Annotated in this window: 11 protein-coding genes; 8 read left to right on the forward strand and 3 right to left on the reverse strand. The window is 28.0% G+C overall.

The genetic code is table 11. The features are described 5' to 3' along the window. The first annotated feature begins 129 nt into the window (after positions 1-129). The 6 genes from F1564_RS01205 (at position 130) to F1564_RS01230 (ending at position 5,017) form a co-directional block, all read left to right on the forward strand. The gene (locus F1564_RS01205) at positions 130-1,476 is read left to right on the forward strand and encodes an AAA family ATPase (protein ID WP_018451343.1); all 1,347 of its coding nucleotides are present in this window, start codon (positions 130-132) and stop codon (positions 1,474-1,476) included. Then, positions 1,477-1,872: a hypothetical protein gene (locus F1564_RS01210; protein WP_018451344.1), complete on the forward strand. Its 396-nt coding sequence runs from the start codon at positions 1,477-1,479 to the stop codon at positions 1,870-1,872. It begins immediately after the preceding gene. 22 nt (positions 1,873-1,894) lie between these two features. Further along, positions 1,895-2,140, forward strand: coding sequence for a hypothetical protein (locus F1564_RS01215; protein WP_149201879.1), 246 nt, complete (start codon positions 1,895-1,897; stop codon positions 2,138-2,140). Positions 2,141-2,210: 70 nt separating this feature from the next. Continuing rightward, on the forward strand, positions 2,211-3,236 hold the full coding sequence (locus tag F1564_RS01220; RefSeq protein WP_026231297.1) for a threonine aldolase family protein: 1,026 nt from the start codon (positions 2,211-2,213) through the stop codon (positions 3,234-3,236). Positions 3,237-3,258: 22 nt separating this feature from the next. Further along, on the forward strand, positions 3,259-4,077 hold the full coding sequence (locus tag F1564_RS01225) for a Cof-type HAD-IIB family hydrolase (protein ID WP_018451347.1): 819 nt from the start codon (positions 3,259-3,261) through the stop codon (positions 4,075-4,077). 79 nt (positions 4,078-4,156) lie between these two features. After that, on the forward strand, positions 4,157-5,017 hold the full coding sequence (locus tag F1564_RS01230) for an AraC family transcriptional regulator (RefSeq protein WP_018451348.1): 861 nt from the start codon (positions 4,157-4,159) through the stop codon (positions 5,015-5,017). 119 nt (positions 5,018-5,136) lie between these two features. Here F1564_RS01230 and F1564_RS01235 read toward each other — a convergent pair whose 3' ends face one another. The 3 genes from F1564_RS01235 to F1564_RS01245 form a co-directional block, all read right to left on the reverse strand. Beyond that, a complete protein-coding gene (locus F1564_RS01235) occupies positions 5,137-6,090 on the reverse strand; it encodes an ATPase (RefSeq protein ID WP_018451349.1) in 954 nt (317 codons plus the stop codon). Positions 6,091-6,129: 39 nt separating this feature from the next. Further along, positions 6,130-7,161: a rod shape-determining protein gene (gene mreB / locus F1564_RS01240; protein WP_018451350.1), complete on the reverse strand. Its 1,032-nt coding sequence runs from the start codon at positions 7,159-7,161 to the stop codon at positions 6,130-6,132. Positions 7,162-7,256: 95 nt separating this feature from the next. Next, entirely contained in the window at positions 7,257-8,147 is an 891-nt protein-coding gene (locus tag F1564_RS01245) for an alpha/beta fold hydrolase (protein WP_018451351.1), read from the reverse strand. A gap of 521 nt (positions 8,148-8,668) precedes the next feature. Here F1564_RS01245 and F1564_RS01250 point away from each other — a divergent pair. Continuing rightward, the gene (locus F1564_RS01250; protein WP_018451352.1) at positions 8,669-10,102 is read left to right on the forward strand and encodes a hypothetical protein; all 1,434 of its coding nucleotides are present in this window, start codon (positions 8,669-8,671) and stop codon (positions 10,100-10,102) included. A gap of 212 nt (positions 10,103-10,314) precedes the next feature. Beyond that, on the forward strand, positions 10,315-12,546 hold the full coding sequence (gene pflB, locus F1564_RS01255) for a formate C-acetyltransferase (RefSeq protein WP_018451353.1): 2,232 nt from the start codon (positions 10,315-10,317) through the stop codon (positions 12,544-12,546). The last annotated feature ends 94 nt before the right edge of the window (positions 12,547-12,640 follow it).

Raw genomic sequence — 12,640 nt, forward strand, 5'->3', positions numbered from 1 at the left:
ATAGAAAAATTATAAAATTAATGCAAAAAAACAATAAAAAAATGTATTTTTACTAAATTTTTCTTGAAAAAATCAAAAAATATAGTATAATATATTTAATAAAATATGTTTTAGTAAAGGAGATTAATTTTGAAATTAAAATCTATAAAATTAGAGAATTTTAAAAATATAAAAAATTCAAAAATTGAATTTAAAAGTAATAATTTATCAGCAATTTACGGACCTAATGGAAGTGGGAAAACGGCTGTAATAGAGGCAATTGAAGTTGTAAGAGAATATTTTTTGATTGATAAACCTGATTTTATGGAAAAGGAATTGGATGAAAAGTTAAAAAATTTTATAAAAATAGGAGAAACTACGACTTCTATTGAGTTGGAAATAGAAGGTGAAACAAAAAAATATAAGATTATTCTAAATTTTTCAAAAGACAAGTTTAATAATATTTTGCCTATGGAAGAAAAAATTTTATATAAAAATGCAGATAAAAAAAGAGAAACTTATAAAAAATTAATTTCTTTCAAAAGTTATGAAACACAGCAAATTAAGTTAAAAAAATCTGAAAGTATCAATATAATAGAAAAAATATTGAAACAGCAGGAAACAAGTAAATTAAGCATAAATTTAGAAAATGTAAATTTAAATAGTTATTTAGGGATTATTTTTAGTCAAATTATTGAGAATCAAAAAAGTGAAAATAAAATAGAATTGAATGATGAACTCGAAAATGTATTGATAAATTTTTTAGAAATTGAAAACTATTTAACTAAAATTTTTGTTATAACATTAGAAAATCAAGCAATAACAAATTTGAAAATTTTCTTAAATATGAATATCCACTTGGAAAATTCACAAGGAACAATCCCAATTACACTTAACCAAAATAATAATTTTTATTCTGAAAATATAGCAGAAGCAATTATAAATACTGTAAAACAAATAAACGGAATTTTTAAAGCAATTATACCTGATTCTGAATTAGTATGCGAAATAGAAGGAGAAAGAATAACTGAAAAAGAAAAGGAAAAAGGAATAAACTTATATATAATAAAAAAAGGAGATAAAATTTCTATAAAAAATGAATCTGTAGGAATACAAAAGATAGTTTCAATATTATCAGCTTTGATTTACTGTATTCAAGACGAAAATGCGCTTGTAGTAATAGATGAATTGGATGCCCATATTTTTGAATATTTGCTCGCAGTAATCTTGGAACAAATCTCAAAAATAGCAAAAGGACAACTAATTTTTACCGCCCATAATCTTTCTCCAATGGAAAGGTTAAAAGGAGAAAATATAATAGTTACTTCTCTTGATGAAGATAAAATAAATTACAGCTATTTTAAAAGAATTTCTAAAACAACCAACTTAAGACAAAAATACATAAGATCACAAGCAATATGGAGTGAAGACAATATAAATCCATTAAATATAAGTGAAACAGAAATAGCATTGTATATGAGGAAGTTGGTGAAATAAATGAAGGGGAGTGTTATATTAATAATAGTTGAGGGAATTAGTGACGAAGAAACTCTTGTTCCATGGATAAACAGAACTATAAATAAATTGAGAAAAAGAGTTACACCAATTGTGATACATGGTGATATGTTTACAAGATATAAAGAATATTCGAAAGAATTTGAAATTACATCTTCAAATGTAATAAAAGAATTACAAAAAGTTGTAAATAGTTTTTTAAAAAAGCCATCAAATGTTATAAAATGGGCAGATATTATAAAAGTTTATTATGTAACTGATACAGATAATTGTTTCAAAATAGAAAGAGAAAATTTAATAAATAAAAGGAAATGTCTAAATAAATTGTTTAAATTAAAGAAAATTGGAAAATCTAAAGGTTCAAGAGAAACCGTTTGAAGTAATTTTTTTTGGAAATAATTTGGAACATGTTTTATATGGTATAGAAAATAGATTATCTGATAAGAAAAAAACAAAATTATCTACAGAATTTGCAATAGATGTGTCAAATGGAAAAAAAGATTTTAAAAGTTCATTTTCACAAGGTGAAATAAAAACTTGGAACATTTATGAAGAAAGTTATAAAGAAATTCAAAATTATGAAGGCAGAGCAACAAATATTATTGCACTAATAGAAGAAATAGAAAATGGATTTAAACCTTTATAAGTTGGACTTTTCCCATAATTTACTGTATAATACGAATATGAAGCACCGGTTTTACAGAAAGGAAAAATTTATGTTATATTTTGCAAATGATTATACGCAAGGGGCTTGTCAAGAGATTTTGGATGCGATTGTTAAGACTAATTTTGAGAATTTGTCTGGATACGGGGCTGATAAATATTGTGAAAGTGCAAAAGCAAAAATTAGGAAAGCTTGTGAATTGGAAAATGCAGATGTTTATTTTTTAGTTGGTGGAACACAGACTAACACAGTTGTGATAAATTCGATGCTGCAGTCTTATGAAGGGGTGATTGCGGCTGAAACGGGGCATATTAGTGTGCATGAGGCTGGAGCGATTGAATTTACAGGGCATAAGGTTTTGATGTTGCCACATCATAGTGGGAAAATTGATGTTAATGAGTTGAAGGAATATTTACAGACATTTTATGTGGATAAAAATCACGAACATATGGTTTTTCCTGGAATGGTTTATATTTCACATCCAACAGAATATGGAACTTTGTATACCAAAAACGAATTAACAGAAATTTCAGAAATTTGTAAAAAATATAAGATTCCGTTATTTTTGGATGGAGCAAGGCTGGCATACGGGCTTATGGCAAAGGATACGGATGTTACACTTCCAGATATTGCTCGGCTTTGTGATGTTTTTTATTTTGGAGGGACAAAAGCTGGAGCATTGCTTGGGGAAGCAGTTGTTTTTACCAAAAATAATACACCAAAGAATTTTATAACAAGGATAAAGCAGCATGGAGCATTACTTGCTAAGGGAAGGCTGCTTGGAGTACAGTTTGACACATTATTTTCAAATGATTTGTACAAAAGGATTGGAAAACATACTATAAATTTATCTGAAAAATTAAAAAATATTTTACATGAAAAAAATTACAGATTTTATCTTGAATCACCTACAAATCAGCAGTTTATCATAATTGAAAATACAAAAATGGAAAAACTGGCAAAAAACGTAAGTTTTTCATTTTGGGAAAAATACGATGAAAATCATACGGTAATAAGATTTGCAACGAGCTGGGCAACTACGGAAAAAGATTTGGATGAATTAATAAAATTATTATAATAGAAGAAAGTGAGAGGATTTTATGAATTATAAGTTAATTGCAACTGATATGGATGGAACATTGCTTGATGAGGAGCATGGAATAACAAAGGAAAATATAGAGGCGATTGTGAAAGTTCAAAGGGAAAAAGGTGTTAAATTTGTGCTTGCGAGCGGTAGACCTAGCTATGCGATGCTTGAGTATGCAAAAGAGCTTCAAATGGATAAGTATGAAGGCTATGTTTTGGCATTTAACGGCGGAGAATTAATTGATATGAAGACAAATGAAGTAATTTTTCACGAAGGGCTGGAAAAAAAGGATATTGAAAATGTTTATAAGGTTTCAAAGGAGATAAATGTTCCGATGATTTTGTACGTTGGAGACACGATTTATGGAACGGAAGCAACAGAGGGAGTAATGTATGAAGCAGATCAATGTAAAATGAAATTCCAAAAATTTGATTCACTTGAAGATTTAGAAAAAAAAGGGATATATAAAACTACAAAATGTATGATTATTGGAACACCTCAGGAGGTATTGATTGCTCAGGAACATATGAAAAAAGTTCACGAAAATGATTATTTTATCGCAATTTCAAAACCAATATTTCTAGAAATTGCTAATAAAAATGTGGATAAAGGGAAAACATTGAAAAAATTGGGAGAAATTGAAAATATAAAGCCTGAGGAAATGATTGCGGTTGGTGACAGTGCGAACGATAAGCCGTTGCTGGAGTACGTGGGAATGCCTGTAGCTGTGGAAAATGCAATTCCTGAAATCAAGGAAATAGCTAAATTTATTTCAACTTCAAATGTGGAGCATGGATTGAAAACTATGATTGAGGAATTTTTTGAATTTTAAAACTATAAAATTTGTACAGGAATTATCGGGAAAAAAGTCGAAAAATCATATATACTTTTAGTGTAAGGAGGAAAAATATATGATTAAGGCATTTAATGAAACGATGAAATATATCGAAGAAACCTTGACTGATAGAATTGACGAGAGAAAGATTGCATTGCTTTCTGGGTATTCGTATCCGCTGTTTAGCAGAATGTTTTCAATTATGGTGGATTATCCGTTAAGCGAGTATGTTCGCTTTAGAAAGTTAAGCTGTGCTGCGATAGATTTACGTGAAAGCGATGAAAAAATAATAGAAATAGCCTTTAAATACGGCTATGAATCTCAAGATTCATTTTCCTTGGCATTCAAAAAATTTCATGGGCACACGCCAAAGGAAGTCAGAAAAGGAAGTGCATTTCAAATTTTTTCTCCTATAAGATTATCTTTAAGTATTGAAGGAGGAAAAAATATGGATATCAAAGTTATGAAAAAATCGGCTTTTAAAATAGCAGGCTTAGCAGAAAGAATTGAAGAAGGCGGTAATTTTCCTAATGTTTGGGATAAACTTTTTAAAAAAGTATCTCCAGAAAAATTAGAAAATTTAGGAAATGGACAAAGTTATGGAGCTTGCTATGAAATTGAGAAAAATGAAAATTGTGAAAGCAAGTTTACTGTAAATTATATGGCTGGATACGATATTCAAAATGTTACCGAAGCAAACGATTTGGGCCTTAATATACTTGAAGTTCCGGAAACTGAATATGCTGTAGTAAAATTGAAGGGAATTGTTCCAAATTGCATTCATGAAGGATGGAAATATGTGACAGGGACATTTTTTCCAGAACAAGGTTATAGACACGCTGGAACGCCTGATTTGGAAGTTTATGGTGAAGGGGATATGTATAATCCAAATTATGAAATGGAACTTTGGGTTCCGATTATAAAGGATAAAAATTAAATTGTAGATATGTTTTGAATCTTTTATTAAATATATTTAGAGTTTTACTATAAAAAATGGGAGATATTCTGACTACACAGTTTATTTCCCATTTTCTTTTATTAATTTTTTTTCTTTTTTCAAGAACTTTGTAAAATATCAAAAAAGTTAAAAATCACACTTTTCACATTTACATTGCTTCTTATGCTGTTTTTAAAATTTATCAATTTTTTCAAATCTTCTACTTCCACAGAATGCTTAACATTTATAATGATTTTTGAAAGAAAGCTTATCAGAAATTCCTTTTCCTTTTTCAGTTCATTTTCAATTTCGTTTATAAAAAAATACACATTTTCAATATCCCAGAAGCGTATTCGCTGTGTCAGCAGTTCAATACTTTTATTATATTTTATGGTCAAATCTAGATTATTTTTCATAATTAGTTCTCCAGTTGTGTAATTTTTCATCTCAAAAATGATTTGCAAAATATCTTCTACAGTATTAATTTTAAATTCAATATCATCAAGTGAGAGATTTTGCCTCTTAAATTCTAAAATATCGTTTTCATTTCCATCAAAGAAATAGTAAATTTCCTTGCTTACTCCCAGTTCGTCGTTATTCATTCCAGATAGATGAAATTTGAATGTGCGGGATTTTATTGTGGAAATGATGTTTAATGTTTTTGATAGAAGTATGAAATATACATTTTGCGGGGGCTCTTCCAAAATTTTTAAAAGTGCGTTTGAAGATTCTTTTCGCAAATTTTCGATTCCACACAGAATGAATATCTTTTTTGGTGAATTAAATGAAGATTCTATTGATGAATAGATGATTTCTCGCACTTCGTCAATTTTTATGTTTTCATTGTTTTTATTTATTATTTCAATGTCAGGATATTGAAAATTATTAATAAGCCGTTCGATTTTCTCTCTTTCAGCGTCATTCTGCACATCCTTTGTCATAATCATCTTTGAAAACATTAGTGCATAAGAAAGCAAGTCAACTCTCTTATCGCCGTAAAAGAGATAACTTGCACTTATTTTATCCTGATTTATTTCATTTTTAAATTTTTCGGTTATTTCCTGTAATTTCATTTTTTCTCATTTTCTCGTTTTTTTAATTAACAACAAATATTAATTTTCTTTCATTTGAAGAGTTCTTAATAATTTTTTATTGTCAAATGCGGCTCCTCCACCTAAAACTACTGAATCCAATGGGTTTGGAGATAAGAATACTTTGATTCCGACTTCTTTTTCCATCATGTCAATGAAGTTTTTGATTAGTGAACCTCCGCCAGTCATTACAATTCCATTATCCAAAATATCTGCTGCAAGTTCAGGCGGACATTTTTCAAGAACTTCTTTTGTAGAGTTTACGATTTGGAATAAAGAATCTTCAATTGCTTCATAAATTTCATTTGCGTTGACTTCCACAGTATTAGGAATTCCAGTTTCCAAATCTCTACCTTTTATTTCCATAATTTCAGGCGATTGAACTTTTAATGCTGAACCTAGTTCTTTTTTTATTTTTTCTGCAGTTCTATCTCCGATTAGCAAGTTATATTTTCTTTTTACATATTTTACGATGTCTTCATCAAATCTGTTTCCAGCAATTCTAATTGATTTACTTGCAATAATTTCATCTAAAGAAAGAATTGCAATATCAGTAGAACCTCCACCTATATCAATTACCATACTTCCTTCAGGTTGAGAAATATCAACTCCAGAACCAATAATAGCTGCTCTTCCTTCTTCGATGATATATGTTTTTTTAGCACCTTTTACTGCATCAAATAATGCCTTTCTTTCAACACTTGTTACTTCAATTGGCACACAAATCATTACTTCAGGCTTGAATAATGAATTCCCGTAAATTTTGTGAATAAAATATGTAATCATTTCTTTTGTTGAATCAATATCTGCAATAACTCCGTCTTGCAAAGGTTTTATAGCTTGAATACTGTCAGGAGTCTTCCCTAACATTTCTCTAGCTTCTCTTCCAACTGCAATTAGCCTTCCAGTCTTTCTATCTCTTGCAACTACAGATGGCTCATTTAATACTATTTTTTTTCTTTGTTTATCATAAATCAATATGTTTGCAGTTCCCAAATCTATTGAGATGCTTTTATTTACTCTAAATATTTTTACAAAATCAAATGCTCCCATTTTTCCTCCTATTAAAATTAACTTTCTTAATTATACCATACTTTTTGATAAAAATTTATTATTTTTTGTAAATTTTTTAAATTTTTTGTTATAAATTAAAAATCTTTTGCATTTAGCCATTTTAAAATTTCATCATAAATTTCATATTTGTTTGTTTCATTAAGAGATTCATGCCGTCCATTCTTATTTTCAAGAATGTTTATTCTTCTTTTTTTCTTTCTTAATGTATTAAAAATTTGATTAATATATGGAATATCTATTACTTTGTCATCTGTTCCATAAATGGCTAATATTCTCGCATATTCATCTAATTTTTTATAGTTTCTATTGATAAATCCTATTGTGGAAAAAATTCCAGAATAAAACTTTGGTGTGACAGAATAGCCGCAAAGCTCATTATTTTCATATTTTTTATTTTCAGTTTCATCTCTTGTAAGCCAGTCGAATTTTGTTTTATTTGGCTCAAAATTTGCGTTCCACTTTTCTGAAATTTTATTAAATACAGAAACTTTTCTGAAAATCGCTTTTTCTAAAAAAGTGGCAAAATTTCCACCTATAGCTATTAACTGGCTTTTCAATGGAAAACCTGATAAAATAAAATATTTATATTTATTTCTGATTCCCCATTCTGTCCCAATCAAAGAACCCATACTATGCCCCAAAATTGTAGTATTGTTTGGAGTTGCTCCAACTTTGCTCAAAACTTTTTTAAAAAAGGAATCAATATCTTTAAAGACAGATTTTATTCCCCCTTTTCCAAAATCTCCAATTTCACTATCTTTTAATTCCCCATGACCACGAATTTCCATAACAAACACATTATATCCATTTGAAGCCAAAAATTCCCCAAATTCAGCATATCTGTCAATAGGTTCGGTCATTCCGTGAAATATTACAATATTATTTTTATATTTATATCTTTTTGATTCAAAAAATAAATAAGGAACCTTTTTTCCATCAAAACTTTCAAAATACTGTTTTTTCATTATTTCCCTTCCTAAAAAACATTATTCTATTTATTAACGTAAATTATTCCCGCTTGTAGAAGTCTGCATTTTATTAGATTTAAGTAGAACAGTTATAACTCTAGAGTTTAGTTTTAAAGTAGTCTTGTGTAATGTATATATTTATTATAATACAATATTATTTTTTTTGCAATTACAAATTTTATTGTTGGCTTTATCTCCATTTAAAAAATAGAATAGCCGTTATATTTTAGCTTTTAAGAATTTTTTCAAAAAAAATCATAAATTTTGAAAATTATTAGTATATTTTTTATCAATAAAAATAGAACTTAAAAAGTATAATTTTAAAAATATTCTTGTATGTGTTTAATTTTAAATTAATTTTAATAAATCGTTGGAAACCCTTATTTTAGGTAGATTTCTCAAAATTGAGAAAGTCAAAAAAGTCATCTAAAAAAATAAACTCATAATTGTTATTATGAAAATATTCGCAAACATTGATATTGCGAGTTTAATTAAGAATTATGAGGAGAAAACAATCAATGGGAATTGATTTTAATGAAAGTGATATATTAAAGGATATTTTAAATTTTAAAATTGTTAATAGAAGAAAATTAGAGGAAAAATATGGATTTAAAATATTGGATTACACAATTGAACATATAAATGATTTTTTATGTGAAAATAACAATGGAATAATACATAAAAGTAAAAATTATTTATATTATTTTGGAAAATATTATGAAGAACTATTCAAAGTGGATGATAGAAGCATAAATATGAAAATGTCATTCAGGAGAGAACTTATCACGCTTATCTTGCTGCTTGGAAAAGAAAAGTTGAATATTTATAAATTCAATAAGCAAATCAGACGAAATGAACAAAATACCAAAAATATTCAAAATGATCTAAAGCAGATATTAAAAATTTATAATATAAAGCATTCAGAATATGTAAAAATATCGAATATCGAAAAATTATTTGAAAGTAAAAATTATGACCTTAAGGAATTAAGAGAAAATTATTTAATGGAAATACTGATGAGAAGAATGGAAAAGATTTATATTGGGAAAAGTACATATCAGGAAAATTTTTATTTTAAGATATTACAGGAAATTTTGGAATTAAAAGGAATTAAATATATGAAGAAACTTATTTTTTCGTATATTGAACAGTCTACCGATATAATTTCAATGTATGAGAAATATTCTATATTGACATATTTTATTTTGAATATGAGAAATACAAATATAAAATTTAAATACTGTATAAAAAGAACTGCTGAAACTGAAGAATTTTTCTTAATGATGGAGAAAATTTACAAAAGAGAAAAATTGAAGATGGATTATAAATTTATTACGTTATTTTATAAAAAATTACATAGAAAGAAAAGAAAACCTGAAAAAATATTAAGTGAAATTAATAAGGCTGTAATGGTTGAAAAAAGTCGAGAGACATTTGGAATAAAAAAAGTGGAAATTAAAAAGAAAAAAGAAGATAAAGTAGAGGTTTATAGTATTGCTGAAACATCTGTAAATTTTGGAAATGAAAATTTGTTAAATAAAAAACTTGTGAAAAAGTATATTCATTTGGATGAAACTTCAAAAATAAAGACATTAGTTTTAGTTGATGTAGAAGAAAATCAGATTTTAAAGTCATTTAACAAAGTAATGAAATTTTTTAATTTTGTAGAAGTAGTAGAAATATATCACTTAAACAATTTTAAGAAGATTATTACAAAAAATAATACAAATTATGAGCAGATACTGATAATTTCAAATTCAAAATTTTTAAATATAATAAGAAACTTTTCAGATATTCCCATTTTTAATTTTGTATTAGGAAAAGAAAGAGGGACTTTACAAAGCAGAACTAATATTTTGAAGCAAATGATATATTTACGTACAATGATGTTTCAGTATTTGGAATTTAAAAAAGATAGGAAAATATTTCGTAAAAGAATGAACTACAGGTAATTTAAGCGTTTAATTATATAAATTATTTTTTTCACTATTTTACGGCGTTTGAGCAACTTTTTTTGTAAAAAATTTTTTCAATAATTTAAAAAATATATTTGCTTTTATGAAATTTTTGGGGTATAATAGGTGTGGAGTTAAGTTCAATATTATAATGATTACAAGTAAATAGATAACAAATATTAAAAATTGAAAGGATGTGTTGTTAAGTAATGGACGCATGGAGAGGATTTAAAGAAGGAAATTGGAAAGACAACATTGATGTTACAGAATTTATCAGATTAAACTACACAGAATATTTAGGAGATGACAGTTTTTTAGAAGGACCGACTGAAGCGACTACTAAATTATGGAAAAATCTTTCTGAAAAATTTAAAGTAGAAAGAGAAAAAGGTATTTATGATGCTGAAACTAAAATACCTTCTCAAATAGATGCTTATGGAGCTGGATACATTGATAAAGATTTGGAACAAATTGTAGGACTTCAAACTGATGCACCTTTAAAAAGAGCAATCTTTCCAAATGGTGGATTAAGAATGGTAAAAAATAGTTTAAATGCTTTTGGATACGAATTAGATCCTGAAACTGAAGAAATTTTTACTAAATACAGAAAAACTCACAATGACGGAGTTTTCTCAGCTTATACTGACCAAATCAAAAAAGCAAGACACACAGGAATTATTACAGGACTTCCAGATGCTTATGGACGTGGAAGAATTATTGGAGATTACAGAAGAGTTGCACTTTACGGAGTTGACAGACTGATAGCTGATAGAGAAGAACAATTTAAAAACTTAGATCCAGCTGAAATGACAGAAGATGTTATTAGACTTAGAGAAGAAATTTTTGAACAAGTTAAAGCATTAAAAGCATTGAAGAGAATGGCTGAAGCTTATGGATTTGATATTTCGGGACCAGCTACTAACGGTAAAGAAGCAGTACAATGGTTGTATTTTGCATACTTAGCCGCTACAAAAGATCAAAATGGAGCTGCAATGAGTATTGGAAGAACTTCTACATTCTTAGATATTTTCTTGGAAAGAGATTTACAGGAAGGAACTTTGACTGAAAAAGAAGCTCAAGAAATAATGGATCACTTTGTAATGAAATTAAGAATAATTAGATTCTTAAGAACACCTGAATACGATGCATTGTTCTCAGGAGATCCAGTTTGGGTAACTGAATCAATCGGAGGAATGGGATTAGACGGAAGATCAATGGTTACAAAAAATTCATTTAGAATTTTACACACATTGTATAACATGGGAACTTCGCCTGAACCAAACTTAACAGTATTATGGAGTGAAAAATTGCCTGAAACTTGGAAAAAATTCTGTGCTAAAGTGTCAATTGATACTTCATCAGTACAATATGAAAATGACGACATTATGAGACCACAATTTGGGAATGACTATGGAATCGCATGTTGCGTATCTCCAATGACAATTGGACATCAAATGCAATTCTTTGGAGCAAGAGTAAACTTGCCAAAAGCATTGTTATACGCAATTAACGGTGGTAAAGATGAAAAATCTAAGATTCAAGTTACACCAGTTGGACAATTTGAACCAATCAAAGGTGAATACTTAGAATTTGACGAAGTATGGGAAAAATTAGATAAAGTGTTAGACTGGTTAGCTTCAACTTATGTTAAAGCATTGAATATTATTCACTATATGCATGACAAATATTCTTATGAAGCATTAGAAATGTCATTGCACGACATTAATATTAGAAGAACAGAAGCATTTGGAATTGCTGGACTTTCAATTATTGCAGATTCACTTGCGGCTATTAAATATGGTAAAGTAAAAGTTGTAAGAGATGAAGAAGGAGATGCAGTTGACTATATTAATGAAAAAGACTATGTTCCATTTGGAAATAATGACGACGCAACTGACCAATTTGCAGTAGATATTACAAGAAGATTTATGAACAAATTGAGAACTCACAAAATGTATAGAGATGCAATACCTACACAATCAGTATTGACAATTACTTCAAATGTTGTATACGGTAAGAAAACAGGAAATACACCTGATGGAAGAAGAGCTGGAGCACCATTTGGTCCAGGAGCAAACCCTATGCATGGAAGAGATACAAGAGGAGCTGTTGCTTCACTTGCTTCAGTAGCTAAAATTCCGTTTGAAGATGCAAATGATGGAATTTCTTATACATTCGCAATTACACCAGAAACATTAGGTAAAAATGCAAATGAAAAACAAACTAACTTAGTTGGATTAATGGACGGATATTTCAACCAAACAGGACACCACTTAAATGTAAATGTATTCGGAAGAGATTTATTAGAAGATGCAATGGAACATCCTGAAAATTATCCACAATTGACAATCAGAGTTTCTGGATATGCAGTAAACTTCGTTAAATTGACTAGAGAACAACAATTAGATGTAATTAACAGAACAATTTCAAATAAAATGTAGTTTTTGAAAATTTAAAAATTTAATTGCTAAAATAAATTTAATAAATTGTTAGAAATATGAAAAATGTCGCATAGTTTCATAAGAATATGAGTTA

Origin of the sequence: Leptotrichia shahii (assembly GCF_008327825.1) — a bacterium.
In the GTDB taxonomy this organism is placed as follows: Bacteria; Fusobacteriota; Fusobacteriia; order Fusobacteriales; family Leptotrichiaceae; genus Leptotrichia; species Leptotrichia shahii.

What these genes read in the sequence shown, in the direction of transcription:
- F1564_RS01235 (WP_018451349.1), bottom strand. Translation starts at nt 6,090, where the DNA reads ATGAAATTACAGGAAATAACCGAAAAATTTAAAAATGAAATAAATCAG.
- F1564_RS01250 (WP_018451352.1), top strand. Translation starts at nt 8,669, where the DNA reads ATGGGAATTGATTTTAATGAAAGTGATATATTAAAGGATATTTTAAAT.
- F1564_RS01220 (WP_026231297.1), top strand. Translation starts at nt 2,211, where the DNA reads ATGTTATATTTTGCAAATGATTATACGCAAGGGGCTTGTCAAGAGATT.
- F1564_RS01245 (WP_018451351.1), bottom strand. Translation starts at nt 8,147, where the DNA reads ATGAAAAAACAGTATTTTGAAAGTTTTGATGGAAAAAAGGTTCCTTAT.
- F1564_RS01230 (WP_018451348.1), top strand. Translation starts at nt 4,157, where the DNA reads ATGATTAAGGCATTTAATGAAACGATGAAATATATCGAAGAAACCTTG.
- F1564_RS01225 (WP_018451347.1), top strand. Translation starts at nt 3,259, where the DNA reads ATGAATTATAAGTTAATTGCAACTGATATGGATGGAACATTGCTTGAT.
- pflB (WP_018451353.1), top strand. Translation starts at nt 10,315, where the DNA reads ATGGACGCATGGAGAGGATTTAAAGAAGGAAATTGGAAAGACAACATT.
- F1564_RS01210 (WP_018451344.1), top strand. Translation starts at nt 1,477, where the DNA reads ATGAAGGGGAGTGTTATATTAATAATAGTTGAGGGAATTAGTGACGAA.
- mreB (WP_018451350.1), bottom strand. Translation starts at nt 7,161, where the DNA reads ATGGGAGCATTTGATTTTGTAAAAATATTTAGAGTAAATAAAAGCATC.